Raw genomic sequence first — 19,362 nt, forward strand, 5'->3', positions numbered from 1 at the left:
TGTCACCGGCGGCCGAGCAGGCGCCGGAGTTGATTATTAAATCCGGCGAGGGAACGGTCGTCAAGGAGTATGCGGGAGCCGAGGAGGAGGTAGACCGCGGCGAAGACCGCCACGGCGACCAGGGCGGCTCCCGGGGAAGGGAGCTCCGTGAAGCAGGCCCGGTAAACCCCGGCGCCGACCGCGGCCGCCAGGGCGCAGAGGACCGTCCCCGCGTACCGGGAAGAAAACGGGCCGACTCCGAGAATCGCCCCGACCTCGATCAGCCGGAGCAGGTTGATCCCCGCCAGCGAAACCCCCGTGGCCAGGGCCGCCCCGGCGCCCCCGTAGACGGGGATCAGGGCCAGGTTGAGGGCGACGTTCACTCCCACCATCGCCGCCGCGTTGTAGAATTCGACCCGGGAATGGCCGGTCATGCTCAGGAGAACCCCGGCCGAGCCCACGCCCAGGTTGACCAGCTGGCCCCAGCCGAGGATGGCGAGTATCCCCCACCCCGGAGAGAAGGAGGGGCCGAACGAGGAGAAGACCGCCGGCGACCCCCAGAACAGCACGCCGAACAATCCCACCCCGCCGTAGAGGACCCAGGGGGTCGACGCCCGGTAGATCGCCGACAGCGCCGCCTTGTCCTCCCTGCCGATCTCGGCCACGGTCGGCTCCATGATCGCGTTCACCGCTTCCATGGGCAGGGCGATAAGCATGGCCAGGCGGGCGGCCAAGCCGTAAACCCCGACCTCGGAGGCGGTCCGGAAATGGCCGAGCATGATCAGGTCGATCCTGGTGAAGACGTAGTAGAGCAGCCCCACCGCCAGCAGGGGCAGCGAATAGCCCAGGAGCCCGGGAAACCCTTCCCGGGGAAACGCGCCGGCCGGGGTCCCGGCCCCGGAGGCCAGCAAGGGCCGCAGGAGCAGCCAGGCCCCGGCCGCGGCCAGGGGAATGGAGACGCACCAGGCCAGGACCACGGCGTCGAATCCCAACCCCGCCAGGAAGGCGCCCCCGATCAGGATCAGGGCCGCCGCCGGCTGGGCGATGTTTTCCAGAAAAACCTTCTTGCCGATCTCCTTGAAAGCCTGGAGCCCGGAAACGAGCACGGTCATGACCGCGAAGGCGGGGACGGCGGCCGCGACGATCTTCAGCGCGGTTTCCAGGCCGGGGGAGCGGAAGAAACCGCGGGCCAGGGGAACGGCCCAGAACCAGAGCGCCGCGACCAGGAGCGCCCCCGCCGCCAGGGAAAAAGCGACCGACGAACCGATCGTGGCGCGCGCGCCGGAAAGATCGCCCCGGGCCAGGGCGCGGGCGGCGGACCGAACCACCCCGAATTTGAGGCCTCCGGTGGCGGCGAAACCGGCCAGGTTGAGGATGGTCACCGCCAGCATGTAGTCGCCCAGGGCGCCGCTGCCCGCCGCCCGGTTGATCAGGAACGCAGTCGCGAAGAACAGCAGATACTGGCAGCCGACGCCGGCGAACCGGCAGGCGGCGTTGCCCGCGAACCCGCGCCCTCGCTTCATGGTTGTCCGGCTCCCGGCGCCATCAGAGATAACCGAGGCCGCTCAGGCGTTCCCGAAGGGCGGCCGCTTCTCCGGGCGTGTATTCCGGGTCCTCCCCGGCGCTTCTCCCCCGGGGTCCGGCGGAAACGGCCGCCGCCGGAGCGGATCCGGGCCCGAGGGCCGCTCCTTCCATCTCCGGGGCAGCCGCCAGACCCAGCGCCGCCAGCACCGTGGGAGCGATGTCGAGGATGTCGGCGTCGCGGCGGACCGCCGGCCACCCCGGGCCCCGGCCGGCCCAGAATCCGTGGGGGTGGTGAACGCCGAAGGGATACTTCTCCCAGTCGCGCCACAGGGAGGCGCCCACGCAGCTCGAGGACATGTTCCAGCCGCTCCGGGCGAAATCGAGGAGCAGGTCGGGGGCCCGGTCGAGAAATTCCCCCCGGTAGACTTCTTCGCGGGGAAGCACCCCCCGGAAGATCGGACCCGGAAGGGCCGAAAGGCCGGAGCGGATCTCAGCCAGCGTCCGCTCCCGATCTTCCCCGGGGAGGACGTTACCCTCGGGCTCGCGCCCGGCCTGGTTGAGATAACACCCTTCCTCCATCCCCGGCGAGGCGTAGGCCCGGGTGCGGCTCCAGTCCACCAGGTCTTCCCCGGCGCGGCGGCGCACCCGTTCCACCAGTTTTCGGGGAACCAGCCGTTTGCAGGCGGTGCGGTTGAACGCGCCCAGCAGCTTCGAGACCTTCTTCCCCCCCCCTTTCCAGGCCAGGAAACCTTCGGCGCTCAACCAGTTGTTGAGGTAGAAGGTGCTCCTCAGGCCGGCGAAGCCGTGGTCCGAGGCGATCAGGAGCGTGTCCTTCTCCCCCATCCGCCCGGCCAGGCCCCCGACCGCGTCGTCCAGCGCCGCGAACAGGCGCAAGACCCCCTCCTCCACCCCCGCCGGGAAAGGAGCTTCCCCCAGCACCGCCTTCCCCCAGAGGTGCTGGATCCGGTCGGGGGTGACGAAGACCGCCATCAGGAATTCCGGGTCGGCCGAGGCTAAAAGTTCCTCCAGCAGGTTGCGTTTGCATTCCAGTTCGCTCCCGATCGCTTTCAGGGCCCGGTCCCCGACGAAATCCCGCTCGGGGTCGATGGCGAAGTCGAAGATGTAGCCGGGGTGGCGGCGGCGGATCTTTTCGGCCAGGGGAGCCGGAGCGGCGAAATCCGCTTCCAGGGAGGGGGTGAGCATCCCGCTGACCAGCCGGCCCGGCGCCGCCCCCGCCGGGAACGTGAAGGGGACGTTGAAGATCAGCGAATCCCGCCCCGCGGCCGCCGCGTAGTCCCAGATCCGCGGCGCCCCCACCCGGGAAGCGGTGAGCACTTCGTGGTCGTAGCCGCCGGGGCGGCGACGGGTGAAACCGAAAATTCCGTGGTGCCCGGGGTTGACCCCGGTGGTCATGCTTACCCAGGCCGGCCCGGTGTAGGGGGGGCGGGTCGACAGGAGCGTCCCCCGGGACCCGGAGGAGACGATCCTGACCAGATTGGGGATCGCGCCGCGGGCGGCCAGGTATTCGTAGGCCCCGGAATTGAACCCGTCGAGGCCGATCAGGGTTGTCTTCCCGCGCTCCATGGGGGGTAATCTACCCCCGGTTCCGAAACCTTGGCCATAATTTTATTGCCAGACGCCGCCGAATTAGCCACCCTCGGTCGTCAACCGGTCCGGAAGAGCGGAAGGAAGCCGGAGCCATGCCTGAAAATCGCAGATCCCGTTTGCTCCCCCGGCGCGGAATGTCCCTGTTTTTGCTCCCCGCCCTGCTGGCGGCGGGGGGGTGTTCCGGAAAAGGGGACGCGCTTTCCGGGAGGTACGAAGGGTCCAACCTGGTCGTTCTGATCGTCGACACCCTCCGCGCCGACCACCTGGGTTGCTACGGCTACCCGCGCCCCACCACGCCCCGGATCGACGGCCTGGCCGGAGAAAGCCTTGTTTTCGACAACGCCACCGTCCCCATCGGCATCACCCTGCCCTCCCACGCTTCGATCCTCACCGGCCTCTACCCCCAGAACACCGGGAGTTTCAGAAACTACGGGCGCCTCGACGACCGCCTGCTCACCCTGGCCGAAGTCCTGAAAGACCGCGGGTACCGGACCGGGGCGGTGGTCGGCACCGCCGTGCTCAAAAGTTCCAAGAACCTGGGCCAGGGGTTCGACGCCTACCTGGAAAACTTCGCCAGCCGGGAGTGGGTTCCCGGGAGCAAGAACCAGGTGAAACGGCGCAAGGGCACGGCCGAGGACGGTCTGCGCCTGGCGCGGGAATGGATCGAGGAGGACCCCGGCCGGCCTTTCTTCCTCATGGTCAACCTCTACGACGTCCACGCGCCCTTTATCCTCCCCCCCGAATTCCAGGGGCGCTTCCGCAGCCGCGGCGACGACCCGGAGATGGCGGCGCGGTTCGGAGAGGAAGGCTGGAGGAGCGTGGCCGGCGACCCGGACAAAGCCGCATTGATCGACGACTACGACGCCGCCCTGGCCTATACCGACGCGGAGATCGGGAAGTTCCTGGACGCGCTGGAACGGGAGGGACTGGACGGCGAGACCATCGTGGTCGTCACCGCCGACCACGGCGAAGAGCTCTACCAGCACCGCGACTACGCCAGCCACGGGATGTATCTCTACGACGGGGAGACCCGGGTTCCCCTCCTCATCCGTCTCCCGGACCGGACCCGAACCGGGCGGGTCGAAACCGTGGCGGAATCGGTCGACCTTTTCCCTTCCCTTCTCGATCTGTTGGGAATCAGGACGGAGGCGGCGGTGGACGGGGTGAGCATGATCCCGGCCCTGGAAGGGGCCGGGACGGGAAAGCGCCGGGCGTTCGCCATGCGCCTGCCCGAGGACGAGCGGGGCCGCCCCCTCCCCCGCCAGTTCATGGTCAGGGACGGCGACACCAAGCTCATCCACACCCTCGGGGGAGAAACCGAACTCTACCGGCTCGACCGCGACCCCTGGGAACGGAACGACCTCGCCGCCGGGGGGGGTGCCGACGCCCGGACGCGCGGCCTGATCCGGTCCGGACGGGAGTGGTACCGGGAGGAGGCGGTCGACAACGCCGCGGCGGCGACGTTGGACGGGGAAACCGCCGAAGACCTGCGCGCCCTGGGCTACCTGCAGTAGCGGGAACGGGCGCGCCGGGCGTGTACCCCCGGTTCCCGTTCGTGGTATAGTCCCCCCATCGTCCGGCGCCGCCGCGGAACGGAAACGGCCGCGAAAAAAGGCGGCGGGGCGGCTTTCGAGAGATCATGCTTGGCGTCTACGGTACCACAACTGCGTTGAGATCGTTGGCGGGGGGCGACCTGGCGGCCGGCAACCTGAAAACGCTGGTCCACCCGGTCAACTGCTGGAGACACGCCGCCTTCCGCTTCGTCCGCGACCGCCTGAAGATCGAACCGGGCGAGCGGGTCTTCGACCTGGGCAGCCCCAAGCTTTTCTCGCTCTACGCCGCCGACCGCCTGCGGGCGGAAGTCTGGGCCGCCGACCTCAGCGGCTATTTTCTCCGGCGGTTGCGCCGTTACCGGCGCGTCCGGAACGTTCCCGAAAACCGTCTCCCTTTTCTCCTGCTCGACGGGCGCCGCCTTCCCCTGACGGAGCGCTTTCACAAGTTCTTCAGCATCTCCGTGGTCGAACACATTCCCGGAGACGGCGACCGCGAATGCATGCGCGAACTGGGCCGGATTCTTCTCCCCGGCGGCCGGGGCGCGGTCACCGTCCCCTTCTCCCCCCGGGGGGAGATCCAGTACCGGCGGGACGATTTCTACTGGTCCGGCTGTTACCGGGGGGCGGAGCCGGGCGCGCACGGGCGGGTCTTCTATCAGCGGGTCTACTCCGAGCGCGACCTGGAGGAACGGCTGGCCGCGCCCTCGGGACTGAAGCTGGTCGAGCTGGCGTTTCTCGGGACCCGGGCGCCCGGGGCGGCGGTGAACCGGTTCGCCTCCGTTCCCGGCCCGGTTCAGGGGCTGGGGCGGCGGCTCTTCATCTCCGGCCCCAAGGCGGATTGGCGGGAAACGGGGAGACCGTCGGCGGCCTTCCTCGTCCTGGAGAAAGCGAGGTGATCTTTCCCGTGACGGAACGGGCGCGGCGGGCCGGAGCGTGGGGCCTTCTCCTGCTCCTGATCGCCGCCCACGTCGGGTTCAACTTCCTCTGGATCGAGCGGGACCAATCCTACCCCAAGGGAGACGAGCCCCAGTATCTGAGCAAGAGCTATGCCATCTACCGCGCTCTGGCCTCCCCCGGCCCGGAGACGGTCCGGGAAATCCTCTTCGCCCGTCCCCTCCACCGACTCCCCCTCTTCGCCCTGCCGGCCGTGGCCGTCTACGCGGTCTCCTCGCCCGGCTACGACCGCGCCTGCCTGAGCAACGGCTTCTACTTCGCCCTGCTTTTGGCCGCGGTCTACCTGACGGGAACGCGGCTGGAGGGGAGAAAAGCCGGCCTGCTGGCGGCGTGGACGGTCTCCTTCTATCCCTTCTTCAACGACTACTCCCGGAAATACTGGAGCGAAATCGGCATCGCCGCCTGGTTCGCCCTCACCTTTTTCATCCTGCTGCGCAGCGGCTTTTTCCGGAGGCGGGGAGACTCGGCGCTCCTGGGGCTCGTCGGGGGGGCGGGGGTCCTGATCAAGCAGTTTTACGCCTTTTATTTCCTGGCCGTCGTCGGCCCTTTGGCCGGGGCCGTCTGGCTCCGGGAGTTCGCGCGCCTGCGCCGGGGCGGTCTCGGCCGCGTGCGCTCCTTCCTGGAACCGACCTCCCGGCGGAGCCATCTGCTCGCCTGCGCGGGCCTGGTTCTGATCCTGGGGCTCCCCTACTACCTCGTCCACGGCCGCGAGCTGCGGGTGGTCTTCGATTACGGGGAGATCACCGGATATTGGACCCCGGTCGCTTCCCGCTGGAGCCTCCCTTTCTGGACCTGGTACCTGGAAGCCGTCCGGGGTTTGATCGGCTGGTTCCTGAGCGGAGCCTTCCTGGCGGCCCTGGCGGTCCTTTTGGCCCGTTTCCGGGTCCGCTACCTGCCCCTCCTGGTCTGGATCCTGGGGGGCTACCTCGCCGTCTCCTGGTTCGAGGCGAAACTGCCCCGGTACGCTTCCGCCCTGCTGCCGGCCCTGGCCCTGGTCACGGCGGTCGGGATCGTCCGTATCCCCCGGCGGAGCTGGCGCCGGGCCGCGATCGGCCTCCTGGCCGCCGGCCAGGTCGCGGGTTTCCTCTGGAGCAGCTGGGGCATCCGCCTCGCCCCCGCGCCCGCCTGGCTGCGGGGGGAACTGACCGACGAACGGTTTTACGAATCGATGTTCTACTGGGACAAGCCGCCGGAGCGGGCCGGAGACTGGCGGGTGGAGGAAATTCTCGCCGCCGTCGAACGCAACGCGTCCGGAAGGAACGTCAAGGTGATGGTCGTTCCCTACCTGAAGAACTTCTTTCCGGAAACCTTCGCCGCCGCCGCCGCCGGGAGAGGCCTCGACTACAAGTTCGACGGTCCCGGGAGCCCTTTCCGCGGCTTCAACTTCCGGTTTCTCCTCGACGCCGACTACATCGTCAGCAAGGACGGGGAAACGACCCGGGACGACCTGGAACGCCTGGAATACGTGGCCCCGGCCGCGGAACTGGTAGCCGCGCCGCCCCCCGCCTTCGCCGCCCGCCACGAACTCATGGGGGTCTTCCCGCTCCCCGACGGCACCGACGCCCGGCTCTACCGGAGGTGCGCGCCTCTCGCCCCGGAGGAACAGGCCGAAACGGTGCGGGCGGTCCTGGCCGTCGACCCCGACCACGTCTGGGCCTGGAACGCCCTGGGGGAGGCGCTGGTGGAGGCGGGCGACGGGGCCGGCGCCCGGGAGGCTTTCGCGGAAGTGGTCCGCCTCGATCCGGAGTGGACCGGGGGCTACCTGGGCCTGGGGAGGGCGGAGTTGGAGGCGGGGAACCTGGAGGAAGCCCGTCGCTGGATCGATTCCAGCCTGGAGCGGACGCCGGAGTGGCCGTACGCCCGCTTCGTCCTGGGCCTGCTCCTGGAACGGGAAGGAAAGCCGGCCGAGGCCGCCCGCGAATTCCGGTTCGCCCGCGATCAGGGGAAGTGGGGGCTGCCCGAAAAAGCGGAAGCGGCCCTGCGGAGGATGGGTTATGCGGATTGACGCCGGCTGGCTGGTCCTGGCGGCGCTGGCGGCCGGCTGTTCCCGGGGCGCCCCCGAGCCCCGGGCCGGGCGCCCCGCGGCCACGGCCGACAAACTGCGGGGGTACTCCCAGCGGGCGGTTCTGGATAAGCTGGGAGGCAACTCCCGGAACGGATTCTGTTTCCGCTGCGACGACCGTCTGGCGACAGCGCGGATCAGTTACGACCCCGCTACCGGGGTGGCCGGGCGCTCCGCCCTGCCCGCCTTCGAGTTCGAGGGGGCGGACGAGCCGGCCCTGGCGCACCGCGGCCTCGAGGCCGGGGTCGAAGGCGGCCGCCTCGGATTCGTTTCCGCCGGGCACGGCTACCTGGTCACCGAAGGCGACCTCGATCTGCCCCGGGACCTCCTGGCCGAAGTCGAAATCCGGATGAAAACCGCTCTGGGAAAAGAACTCCGCCTGGGCTGGTCCACTCAGACCGGAAAGGCCTGGGTCGACGAGGAGCTGGGGGTGACGGCGGTCCCCCTGGAATCGGAAGAAGGGTTCCACGTCTACCGGATCGCCCTGGACAAGGTCCTCAAGACCAGGGCCGGGGCCGAGGACCGCATCCGCACCCTCTTTTTCGCCCCCGCCAACCGTTGCGGGGACCGGGTCGAAATCGATTACATCCGTCTGCTCGACGGGCGCGAACGCTACCGGCGCCGGGCGGTGGGGAGCGGGCGCGTCGCCGCGGGCGGCGTTTCCCGGCCGGCGATCTGGACCCCGGCGGCGGCTTCGCTTGCCTGGGACCTGCGGCTTCCGGAGGAAGAGTGCTCTTTCCGGGGGGCGGCCGGATTCCTCTTCGGCGGGGAGGCGGCGGCCGAGTTCAGGGTTCTGGTCGACGGGGAAACCGTCCGTTCGCTGCGCGTCGAGGGCGGCGGGGGATGGACGGAGATCCCCCCCCTTTCCCTGGGCCGGTGGCGGGGGAAAACCGTCACGCTGGCCCTGGAGACCTCGGGGGACGCCCCCGGCGTCGCCGTCTGGGCCAACCCCGCCGTCGCCGCGGCCCCCCGGAGCCGGTTCAACGTCGTCATCTTCCTGGAAGACGCCCTCCGCGCCGACCGGCTCGGCTGCTACGGCTACGGGACCCCGACTTCCCCGCGAAAATCGGAACTGCTGGCCGGCGGCGGGGTCGTCTTCGCCTCCGCCGTCTCCCAGGCGACCATGACCCGGCCCTCCTGCCCTTCCCTCATGACCTCCCTCTACCCCAACGCCACCGGGGTCCTCACCTTCCGGGACCGGCTCCCCCCGGAATACCTCACCCTGGCCGAGATCATGCGCGAGCAGGGTTTCGCCACCGGAGCCTTCGTCCAGAACGTCGCCGCCGGCACCGCGGCGGGCCTCGACCAGGGGTACTGCGAGTTCTACGATTCCGAGCGGGTCTTCTCCCGCCCCCGGGACCTCTTCGGGGCAGCCTTGGAAAGCTGGCTCGACCGCCACGCCGACTCCAACTTCTTCCTCTACCTCCACCTTCTCGACCCCCACGGCCCCTATAATCCGCCCCCTCCGTTCGACGCCGCTTGGCGGGAGTACACCGGCCCGCGGACCCCCGTCGCCGGAAACCGCCCCGGTCTCGTCCTCGACCCCCCCGGCGTGGTCGCGCCCTCCCGGGAGGGCCGGAACCTCCGCTACGACGGCGAGGTCGCCGACAACGACTACTGGTTCGGCGTTTTCACGGAGATGCTCAAAACCAGGGGGCTCTGGAACGACACCCTGATCGTCTGCCTGGCCGACCACGGCGAGTTCCTGGGCGAACGGGGCCGCTGGGGGCACCACCCTCCGGGCCTGGCGCCCGTCATCCACGTGCCCCTGCTCTTGTTCTACCCCGCGCGCTGGCGGGAAAAGATCGAGGTCGAAACCCCCGTCCAGCTCCTGGACGTCATGCCCACCGTCCTGGAACTGGCGCGGGTGGCCTCGGCCCCCCTGGTCATGCAGGGGGATTCGCTCCTTTCCCTGATCGACGGAGACGCCGCCGAGAAGGAGCGCTGGGCCCGGCGCCCGGCGATCTCGGAAGAAGTCAGCGGGCTGGGCGGCCGGGTCCCCGACGATCCCCTGGGTTCGGTGGTGACGGGCGGGCGGCACTATATCTTCTCCCGGCGGCTCGGCGCCGGCGATGAGGAGCGGCGGACGATCCGCACGCTGGCCTGGCCCGGCGACGCGCCGGCGCCGGGCGCCGACGGAGGCGGTGCGGCGCGGGCCGAGAGCGTGCTGCGCGACCTGGCCCGGGCCAACCGCATGATCCGGGAAAGCATCCGCGGGGGGGCGCCGGCGAAAACCGAAGCCGTCTCGCGCCGGGACCCGGAAACCGACCGCCGGCTGCAGGCGCTCGGCTATCTCCAGTAGGATCCGCCCCGCCTCAATGTTCCGGCGGAGGCGGGAGCCGGTAGATGTCGACGACCCGGCCCAGCCGGCCGCTCGGGCTCGCGATCAGCTCGCCCTCCCGGTCGATCCGGGAGTAGCGCTCCCGGGCGTGGGGCCAGCGCCGGGAATTGCGCTCGATCGCCCGGCGCTGGTCGCGGCTCAGGACCAGGTAGCCGCAGCCGCGGCGCGAATAATACTCCAGCGGCTTGGAGACGATCCGGTTCCAGGAGGTGTCGAGGAGCCGGTATCTCCCCCCGTCCAGCTGGTGCAGCGGCGGGCAGAAAGCCTCGTAGGCGATGCACGACCCGGCGGGGACGTTCTCTTCGATCCACTCCCGGGCCGTGGTGCGCGCGTCGGGCTCGTTCAGCTCCAGGGCGGTCCTCAGCGATCGGGCCGCCGGGAGCGCCGCGACCGCCGCCGTCGCCGCCCAGAAAAAGAAACGGGCGCGGGCCGGTCGGCGGCGGAAGAGGATCTCGGCCAGCTTCTCCAGGAAGCGGGCCGCCAGCAGCGCGGCGAACGGCAGCAGGTAAAACATGTAGCGGGGGAAGCGGAGCGAGTGGGAAAGAATCCCCAGGACGTAGAGGAGGGGAAAGAGGAGGAGGAGGACGGTCTCGCGCCGGCGCTTCCGGGAGAGCGCCCCCAGGCCGGCGACGGCCAGGAGGGGAACGGCCGCCCCCCCGCAGGCGGTGGGGAGAACCCGGCCGAAATACCAGCCGATCTTGGCGGGGACGACCAGCCCCGGATAGCCCGCGGTCACGAAGCTGCTCTGTTCCGCGAAGTCCCGCGCCGCCGTCCCGACGTCGAGAAAGAGATAGGGCGAACCGGCGAACATCCCCGCGGCGAAGAGCACCGGGGCCAGCAGGTAGAGGGGAAGGCGTCGGGGCGCGGCGGAGACGCTCCAGATCCAGGCGAGGAAGGCGGGAACGGCGGCGGCCAGGGCGACGTATTTCGTCGCCGTGGCCAGACCCGCCAGGAACAGGGCCGCCGCACCCCAGGCCGGGCCGGCGCGGCGGGAGCGCAGGGCGCAGTAGATCGTCCCCAGGACCAGGGCCAGGGCCATGGCGTCGGTCCGGGCCAGTCGGCACTGCTGGGCGAACATGGGGAAGACGGCCAGGAAGACGGCCGCGGCCAGGGCCCCGGCCGGGCCGTACAGGGACCGGTAGATCCCGTAGAGGGCGAACAGGGACACCGCCCCGAAGATCGAGGAAAGGGTCCGGCCGGCCACGATCGGAAAGGTGGGGTTTCTCCGGTGGACGGCGATGAACTCCGCCCGGTCGGCGTAGCGCCCGGTCCAGGCGCCGATCCGATAATCGGCGTAGAGGGGAAGCCAGACGGCGTACATGAACGGCGTCCCCGGATGGTAGAAGGCGTGGGGGTTGAAATCACCCCGCATGAAATGTTCCAGGGGGGGAACGGTGAAATAGAGTTCGTCCAGGTTGTAGACGAAGGGGAGGTCGACGTCGACCTTCCAGAGCATGAACCCGAAAGCGAGCAGCGCCACGGCGATCAGGCCCCACCGCCGGGGGGGGGCAACTCCGTCGCGCCGGGCCGCGCGCCCGGGGGAGACGCCGGAAACCGGGGAAGCCTCCGTCGGAGTTATCGTTCGCCGGCGCATGAGAGGTAATCTATCGCCCCCGTCGGGCCCGCGCCATATTTTTCCCCGGGGAAGGGCGCTCAGGGGGCGATCAGGGGAAGGATCGCCCGGGCGGCGTTCTCCGCCAGCATCCGGTTCCCCTCCGCCGTGGCGTGGCCGAAGTTGCCCCCGAACTGGTCCCAGAAATAATACTCGAACCCGTGGCGGGCCATTCCTTCCCGGAACGAGGCTTCGTTGTCCACGAAGACCACCCCGGGAGCGGCCCCGCCCACGGCGGCTTCGAGCCGGGAGAGCGGGCGCATGGGGTACTGCATGCAGATCAGGGGGATTCCTCGGCCGCGCACGATCTCGCGGAGCCGGCGGTAGTTCCGGACCATGGCAGCGTTGAGGCCGCCGGAACGGCTCTCCAGGGCCAGGGAGGAACAGGCCCGAGCTTCTTCTTCGTCGCCGAGGGCGGTGTGGCAGGCCGCCAGCAGCCTCAGCACCGCCGGGTTGGCGGGATAGCGGCGGCGCACCTCCTCCAGGACCGCCACCGCTTCGTCTCCGCTGCCGCGGGCGAGGAGGGCGAAAACATAGGCGTGAAGGCTGGAGAAGGGATCGGCCTCGAAGGCCGTCCGGTAGCAGCGCAAGGCTTCTTCCGGCTTCCCCTGGAGTTGGCGGATCCTCCCCATCTCCTTCCAGGCCCGGGGGCAGGCGGGATCGACCGCCAGCGCCCGCCCGACCAGCTCCTCGGCGCCGCCGAGATCGCGGTTGCGCCGGAGCCCCTCAGCCAGAACCAGGAAGGCGTCGGGACGACCGGGGTCGAGAGCCGCCGCCCGTTCCAGGGCCGCCCGTTTCAGCCCGTAGAGCCGGCGCAGCCCCAGCTCATCGGCCGCGGCCAGCAGATGGTCGTACCCCCCGGCGGGGTCGAGCTCCACCCCCCGCTCTCGAACCTCTGCCGCTTCCCGCCACCGGCCCCGCCCGATCAGGAAAAAATCTTTTTGGAACCAGGCCGGGGCCGAGTCCGGCGCCGAAGCCAGCGCCCGGTCGAGGAGGCGTTCCGCCGCTCCGGGGTACCCGCTCTTGTCCGCGGCCTCCGCCGCCCGGAGCAGAACCGAAACCGGGTCGGAAGCGCGGGCCGCCGCCGCCCGGAAAGACCGGGCCGCGCCGGCCCGGTCCCCCGCCGCCGCCAGCGCTGCCCCCCGCTCGGCCAGGATCCCGGGGTCGCCGGGATTCGTTTCCAGCACCCGGGCGTAGGCGGCGGCCGCTTCCGCGGAGCGGCCCATCCGGGCGCACCGGGCGGCGTATTTCTCCCAGTTGCGCGGGCGCCGCCCCCCCGCCGGATTCCCGGGACCGGCCGGGGGCGCGCCGAACATCCGGCACCGGAGCCAACGGCCGAGCTTGACGATCCTGAGATCGGAAAAAAATCCGCTTTCCTCCCCGGGAACCGGGCAGAACACGTCCCCGCGCCCGTCGTTGATCCCCATCATGGCCACCACCAGGTCGGGGCGGTAGCGGTCGAGGTTCTCCTCCAGCTCGGCAAGAATCATGGCCGTGTTCGTCCCCGGCACCCCCTTGTTGACCACGGCCACCCGCCTTCCCTCCAACTCCCGGTCGAGGATCTTTTCCAGTTGGCGCGGGTAGGAATCCTCTCCGCCCAGGGCCGTGGTCGATTCGCCCAGGCAGAGGATGACGAACGATTCCCGGCCGGCCAGGGATTCCCGGTTTTCCCGTTCCTGGAGCCGGACCGCGACCAGGCCGGCGGCCCGCATCCCCAGCTCGATCAGCACCGCTCCCAGGACCAGGCCCAGCAGCACCAGCAGCAAGCGTCCCCACCGCTCCTTCTTCTTCACCAGAGCCTCCTGTTCGGCCCGGGACGGGGCCGAGGCGGGGAGGGCGAACGCGAGCCGAATTTAAAATATGCGGTAGACATCGATCCGATTCTGGCCGGATTCGAAGGAAGCTACCCGGGGGCGACGCTCCAGCTCCCGGTAGCGGCGGGCCGCCTCCGGCCAACGCTCCGGCCTCTCCAGAACCATGGGCTTGTAGAACCCGTTGACGATCAGGTAGCGGAACCCCCGGCGTTCGTAGAACTCCAGGGGCCTCCAGACGATGCGGTTGCACTTCATGTCGAGCAGCCGCCAGCGGCCGCGGTCGAGCTGGTCGAGCGGCGGACAGCCGAACTCGTAGGCGATCCCCTCCCCCGGGGGTACCGTCTCCTCCAGGTAGCGCCGCGCCGCGGTCCGGGCGTCCTCCCCGACGGTCTGCGTCCGGTCGCGGAGCGTCTGGGCGAGGGGAAAGATCCCGACCAAGGCCGTCAGCAAAACGGTGACGGCGGCGGTCCCGCCGCGGCTGCGGCCCAGGATCTCCCCCGCCCGCGCCGTCCCGACCCCGGCCAGAACGGCGACGAAGGGGACGACGTAGACCATGTAGCGGGGGTTGCGCAGGGCGGCGGGGACGAGGGCGAGAAGATACAGGACGGGAAAGACCAGGAGCACGGTCAGGCGGCGGCGCGAGCGTCGCCAGGCCGCGACCGCCCCCGCCAGGGCCGCCGCGGCCACCGCCAGGCCGCCCGCGCCGTAGGGAACGGTCTCTCCTAGGTAGAGAGCGGCCGCCCGCGCCGCCGAGACCGGGGGATACTGGAGGTAGTAGCTGGAAGACTGCACCCGGAACGCCGCCGCCGCCGAACTCCAATCGAGTACGACGTAAGGAGCGCCCAGGAAGAATCCGGCGAAAAAACCGGCCAGGACGGCAGCGGCAGCCGGCAGCCGGCTCCGGCCAAGGGCGGTCGTTTCCCGGAGAAGGGCCGCGGCCAGGGCCGCCGGAAGAACGGCGGCGGAGGTGTATTTGGTCGCCGCCGCCAGGCCCGCCAGGACTCCGGCGGCCGCGCCCCAGCCCCGGGAGCGCCGGAGCAGCGCCAAGGAAGCGAAGACGGCCAGGAGAACCAGGAGGACTCCCAGGGAATCGGTCCGGAAGACGCGGCTGTACTTGACCGGCATCGGCGCCAGGGCGAAAAAGAGCGCGGCCGCCAGGCCGGCGCGGACGCCGGAAAAACCGCGGGCGATGCCGAAAACGGCCGCGATCGCCCCCAGGCCCGCCAGGAGGCTGACGCCGCGGGCCAGGAGCCAGAAGGGGGCCGGGTCACAGTCGAAGGAAGCGATGAAGGCCTCGCGGCCGGGTCCGCCCGCGAGCCGGCGGTAGCCTTCCAGACCCGCCGCGGCCAGGTACATCAGGGGCGAACCGGGGTGGTAGAACCGGTGCGGATTGAGATCGCCGCGCAGGAGATAGTCCAGGACCGGGCGGAGGTTGGCGGTCTCGTCGGGGTTGTAGGCGAAGGGGAGGTCGCGCCCGAACCCGTCCAGGCGCAGCAGGGCGCCGGCGACGACGACCCCCCCCAGCAGCACGGCCGCCGCGGTTCTGTGCCGGATGCCGGTCATTCCCCGATCGTCCCCCAGATCGCCAGGGACCCGGAAATTTCGCGAAGGAGCGGAACCTTCTCCAGGACGTCGCTGGCCCGCGCCGCGCGGTCGACCCAGCGGGCGGGAAGGGCGGGATGGAGAAAATCGATGTTGCGGACCCGGGCCTTTACCCCGGGGATGGCGTTGAGACGGCGGCCGAGGCGGCCGCGGAGGAACGCGGTCTCGTCCGGGGTCCCCTCCAGGCGCGCCTTGACCCAGGGGATCTTCTTCTCGATCAGGATCTGGGGGTTGAGAAGGTTGGGCTCGGAAAAGAAGAACCGGCCCCCCGGGCGCAGCACCCGGGCGATCTCGGCGAACGCCGGCGCCACCGGGACGTGGTGGAGGATGGAGACCCCGAAACAGATGTCGAACGCGCCCGTCCGAAAGGGGATTTTCCCGATATCGGCCACGCAGAATCCGAATCCGGGGTCGCCGGCGAGATCGAGCGCGGCGTGGGCCACGCAGGGGGCGGTCAGGTCGAAGGCCCGGACCTCCAGTCCCAGTCCCCGCAGGCGGGTGGTGAATTCGCCCGAACCGCAGCCGACTTCCAGCAGCGTCTCCCCGGGGCGGGGGCGGATCAGTTCCCGGAAGAGAGCCATCTTCTTTTCGTCGCGGCGGCGCCCGGCCGGGGTCGTTCTCCCCCACCAGGTGTGCCCCGTCTCCCGGAAGAGGCGATCGAAATGTTGCCGTTCGTTCGTCACCGGCGGTTTACTCACTACGTAGCCATACAAAAAAAAGATTAACCACAGAGGACACAGAGAGCACAGAGAGTTTTAGGGGGTGAAGGCCGGGTAAAGATGCCGTCCGGCGGACAGTGGAAGCCATGACCCTCCCCCAATCTGCGAAATTTTCTTCCCTCATCTGTGAAACCTGCCTGCCGCAGGCAGGTCTGTGGTTCTCCCTTTCCCCATCTGCACAATCTTAGTTTTACCATGAAGGGCATGAAGAGGAAGAGAAGGGGGAGAGGTGGGGGCCTCTATGCTCCATGCTCTATGCTTCTCATCACATGTAGGACATGTAGGGGAAAAGGGTTCGGGGTTCGAAACTGGAATTTTACCATGAAGGACATGAAGGGGGAGAGTGAAGGTTCAGGGTTCAGGGTTCAGGGTTCAGGGTTCAGGGTTCAGGGTTCGGGGCTCGGAGTTCAGGACGGCCCCCCAATTCAAACTTTCCCCCATCAGAGTTAATCAGAGTAATCAGGTGCAAAATCCCTGCTTTTTCTCTGCTCTTTCCCCATCTGTGTAATTTGAGTTTCCTAATCCGTGAAATCTGTGGACTCTTTCCCCATCTGCGTAATCTTAGTTTTACCATGAAGGACATGAAGTTCATGAAGGGAAGAGGGTTAGCCACAAAAGGCACAAGAGGCACAAGAGGCACAAGAGGATTTTACATTAAGGGGGCAAGGTAGGGGGCTCCTGAATACTGAATTCTGTATTCTGAATTCTTTCCCTCTTATGCTCCATGCCCTATGCCCTATGCTTTCTCTACCATGAAGGACATGAAGTTCATGAAGAGGGATGAAAGCTATGCTCCATGCTCTATGCCCTCTGCTTCTCTCCCCTGAACCCCGAACCCTGAACCCTCCCCCCCCTCCCCTCTACAGCCGGAACTTGAAGCGCTTCAGGGCCACCAGGCACATCCGGAGCATGGTCCACCCGTGGGAGAACCGGCGTTTCATCTTGGTCTCGCCGCTGACGCGCTCGACGTAATGGATGGGCAGGTCGACGATCTTCATTCCCAGTTTGCAGGCGGAGAAAAGAAGGTTGAAGTCGCCCCAGCTGTCGTACCCGAAGAACCCGAAGTACCGTTTCATCCTCAGGTAATCCTCCCGGAAGAAAACCTTGGTCCCGCAGAGGGTGTCCTTGATCCTCTGGGAAAGCAGGTAGCTGAAGGCCAGCCCGAAGAGCTTGTTCCCCACGATGTTGAGCAGGCGCATCGCCCCCTTTTCCATCTCGTAGACCAGGCGGCAGCCGTTGACGAACTCCCCCTTCCCCGTGACCAGGGCGTTGAAGAAGAGGGGGAGCTCCTCGGGCATGACCGTGGCGTCGGCGTCTAGGATCATGAGGACGTCGCCGCCGGCCGCCGCGAACCCCGCCTTGACCGCTTCGAACTTCCCGCGCCCGGGGCCCGACACCAGCACGATCCTGCGGTCGGGGTGGGCGGCGCGGAGGCGTTCCACTTCGGCCGCGGTCCCGTCGCTGGAGCGGTCGTCGACGAAGACGACTTCGGTCCCGGCGCCCATCTCCGGGATCCGCTCCAGAACGTTGCCGACGTTGCCGACCTCGTCCTTGCAGGGCACCACCACCGAGCAGCGGGCGGTGCGGGCGAGGCCCGCCGGCAGCGGCCGGGCGATGAAGGCGTTGACGAAACAGAGGTGGTTGAACAACGGCAGCCGGGCCAGGAAACGGTTGAGAAAGAAGGAGAGGCCGGGAACGCCGAACGGCAGCAGCAGGGCGGTATCCTTGCGGACCAGCTCGAAGCCGGCCAGGTAGAGCAGGTTGGAGATATCCGCCGGCGAAAGCCAGTTCTGGTTGGGCTGCCGGATTTTCATGCCCAGGCGCTCGGCCAGCTTGACCAGCGGTTCCCAGAGGTGGTTGTAGTAGACCACCACCAGGCGCGTCGAGGGGCGGCAGAGGGGGAGCAGGTTCTCGAAGGCCTTCTGCACGTCGACGATGTCCCCGATGACGTTGACCATGAGGATGTAGTCGAAGGCCCGCTTGAGGGGGGGGAGGAACTCGACGTCCGCGACCATGAACTCGGCTTCGGGCACGTTCCGGCGGGCTTCCTCGATCATGCCCGGGCTGAAGTCGATCCCCAGAGCCGAGGCGAAGTCCAGGCGCGAGAGCAGAAAGCCGTTTCCGCACCCGATCTGGAGCAGGTCCCGGCCCGGTTCGATCAGGAATTCGAGCAGCCCCGCCAGTTCGCGGTAATAGTACCGGTTGCGGGAGATCCACCGGGCCCGGCTGGGCGCCAGCCGGTCGTAGAGCCGCCGGGTGGACTCCCGGCGCGACGCATGAACATCTTCGCGGATTCTCCCCTCCATCTTCTCCGCTCCTCCCGCCGGGACGGCCGGGCCGGGGCGTCCCCTCATTCCTGGCGGGCCCACGCCTGGAAAAACGCGAACATGACCGCCAGCAGCAGGACCAGGGCCGCTGCCGCCACGGTGTTGACCAGGACCAGGGGCCGCACCGGTTCCTCGGCCACGACCGCCCGGGTCCGGATCACGGTGTTTTTGGTCAGGTCGATCAGGTTCTGCAGGTTGGAGATCCGGTCCTTGTAGTCCTGTATTTTTTCCTCGGCTTCCCCGATCGCCAGGTTGGCTTCGTTGGTTTCCTTGCGCAGCTCGATGATCTGTTCCTTCATCGAGTTGAGGGTGGATTTGAGGAAGAGGGCCTCGGTCCTCTCGGTGGCGGCGAAGTCGATCCCGTCCAGGCGCCCGGTGTAGTCGGCGACTCCCTCCTCCACCAGGGCGATGGATTTATCCAGCCCCTGTTTGTATTCCTCCTGCCGCTCGATCAGCCGCGCGGCTGCGGCGATCTTGTCCCGCAGGCTGACGATCCGCTCCCGGAGCATGCGGATGCTGCTTTCGTATTCGAGGGTATGCTCCGCGATCAGCTGACCGGCCAGGGCCTCCAGCACCTTGACGTTGAACTCCGGGTCCCCGCCTTCGTAGGTGATCTTGACCAGGGGCGATTCCATGCGCTGGAAACGCGTGGTCTCCACGATCTGTTCGACCGAAAGATTGTCGGCCATCTGTTCCAGGGGCATTTTCAACCCCAGCTCGTCGCGGACCCGGGAGAGGAACGCCGGGCTGGAGAGGATCTGGACCGCCGACATGGGCTCCTCGATGCTCTGAGCCTCCACCTTGATGTTCTCCTCGGGGGGGATGAAGATCTCCCCGATCTCCACGATCAGGGAAGACTCGTAGACCGGGGGCATCAGCAGGCTGACGACCAGGGCCAGCGCTCCCGCCGCCAGGGCGGCTCCCACGATCATGACTCTGCGGGAACGGATGACGTTCCAGTAGACGGCGAAACCGGCCGAATTTTCCTTCATGATGTTTCCCTCGCTTGAGCGCCCGCGGGCGCGTGCCACGGAAAACGAGGATATGGCCCCGGCTGCGGCCGGTCAACCGCTAATGCCGCCTGGGGGGCGCTTCTCCTTGCTCTCCCCCGCCGCCAACGCCGGCGCCAAGGCCGCCGGGGCGCAGAGCAGGACGGCGGCGGGGTAGCCGTAGCGCGGCGCCCCGTGAAAGAGCAGGCCGTAGAAAATCAGGTGGCCCAGCAGCGTCAACGCCAGCGGCAGCAGCGCCCGCGGGTCCATCCGCCGGA

Annotated in this window: 13 protein-coding genes; 4 read left to right on the forward strand and 9 right to left on the reverse strand. The window is 68.6% G+C overall.

Annotation, left to right across the window (positions count from 1 at the left end; genetic code table 11):
- Window positions 1-2: 2 nt before the first annotated feature.
- Entirely contained in the window at window positions 3-1,502 is a 1,500-nt protein-coding gene (locus PLZ73_08210) for an oligosaccharide flippase family protein (GenBank protein ID HOO77856.1), read from the reverse strand.
- 22 nt (window positions 1,503-1,524) lie between these two features.
- The gene (locus PLZ73_08215; GenBank protein ID HOO77857.1) at window positions 1,525-3,087 is read right to left on the reverse strand and encodes an alkaline phosphatase family protein; all 1,563 of its coding nucleotides are present in this window, start codon (window positions 3,085-3,087) and stop codon (window positions 1,525-1,527) included.
- A gap of 116 nt (window positions 3,088-3,203) precedes the next feature.
- Between PLZ73_08215 and PLZ73_08220 the strand changes: the two genes are divergently transcribed.
- The 4 genes from PLZ73_08220 to PLZ73_08235 all read left to right on the forward strand — a co-directional run bounded on the left by PLZ73_08220 (window position 3,204) and on the right by PLZ73_08235 (window position 9,982).
- The gene (locus PLZ73_08220; GenBank protein ID HOO77858.1) at window positions 3,204-4,625 is read left to right on the forward strand and encodes a sulfatase; all 1,422 of its coding nucleotides are present in this window, start codon (window positions 3,204-3,206) and stop codon (window positions 4,623-4,625) included.
- Between the two features lie 155 nt (window positions 4,626-4,780).
- Window positions 4,781-5,560 (forward strand): class I SAM-dependent methyltransferase, encoded by a 780-nt coding sequence (locus PLZ73_08225; GenBank protein HOO77859.1) that lies wholly within the window; start codon window positions 4,781-4,783, stop codon window positions 5,558-5,560.
- Entirely contained in the window at window positions 5,557-7,623 is a 2,067-nt protein-coding gene (locus tag PLZ73_08230) for a tetratricopeptide repeat protein (protein ID HOO77860.1), read from the forward strand. The genes PLZ73_08225 and PLZ73_08230 overlap by 4 nt, the downstream gene beginning before the upstream one ends.
- Window positions 7,613-9,982, forward strand: a complete 2,370-nt coding sequence (locus tag PLZ73_08235) for a sulfatase (GenBank protein HOO77861.1) — start codon at window positions 7,613-7,615, stop codon at window positions 9,980-9,982. Before PLZ73_08230 ends, PLZ73_08235 begins: the two co-directional genes overlap by 11 nt.
- A gap of 13 nt (window positions 9,983-9,995) precedes the next feature.
- On the opposite strand, the gene PLZ73_08240 is transcribed toward PLZ73_08235, so the two are convergent.
- From PLZ73_08240 to PLZ73_08270, 7 genes are all read right to left on the reverse strand, one after another.
- The gene (locus tag PLZ73_08240) at window positions 9,996-11,615 is read right to left on the reverse strand and encodes a glycosyltransferase family 39 protein (protein HOO77862.1); all 1,620 of its coding nucleotides are present in this window, start codon (window positions 11,613-11,615) and stop codon (window positions 9,996-9,998) included.
- A 59-nt stretch (window positions 11,616-11,674) separates the two neighbouring features.
- Window positions 11,675-13,426 carry a tetratricopeptide repeat protein gene (locus PLZ73_08245; GenBank protein ID HOO77863.1) on the reverse strand — a complete coding sequence of 584 codons (1,752 nt, stop codon included), beginning with the start codon at window positions 13,424-13,426 and terminating at the stop codon, window positions 11,675-11,677.
- Between the two features lie 60 nt (window positions 13,427-13,486).
- Window positions 13,487-15,010: a glycosyltransferase family 39 protein gene (locus PLZ73_08250; protein HOO77864.1), complete on the reverse strand. Its 1,524-nt coding sequence runs from the start codon at window positions 15,008-15,010 to the stop codon at window positions 13,487-13,489.
- The gene (locus PLZ73_08255; GenBank protein ID HOO77865.1) at window positions 15,007-15,732 is read right to left on the reverse strand and encodes a class I SAM-dependent methyltransferase; all 726 of its coding nucleotides are present in this window, start codon (window positions 15,730-15,732) and stop codon (window positions 15,007-15,009) included. The genes PLZ73_08250 and PLZ73_08255 overlap by 4 nt, the downstream gene beginning before the upstream one ends.
- Window positions 15,733-16,628: 896 nt before the next feature.
- Window positions 16,629-18,074, reverse strand: coding sequence for a glycosyltransferase (locus tag PLZ73_08260; protein HOO77866.1), 1,446 nt, complete (start codon window positions 18,072-18,074; stop codon window positions 16,629-16,631).
- Window positions 18,075-18,118: 44 nt separating this feature from the next.
- On the reverse strand, window positions 18,119-19,087 hold the full coding sequence (locus PLZ73_08265) for a Wzz/FepE/Etk N-terminal domain-containing protein (GenBank protein HOO77867.1): 969 nt from the start codon (window positions 19,085-19,087) through the stop codon (window positions 18,119-18,121).
- Window positions 19,088-19,159: 72 nt separating this feature from the next.
- Window positions 19,160-19,362: hypothetical protein (locus PLZ73_08270; GenBank protein ID HOO77868.1), on the reverse strand; the 203-nt coding region annotated here is incomplete at its 5' end.

This window comes from bacterium, from assembly GCA_035380285.1.
Taxonomy (GTDB): domain Bacteria; phylum Auribacterota; class Erginobacteria; order Erginobacterales; family DAOSXE01; genus DAOSXE01.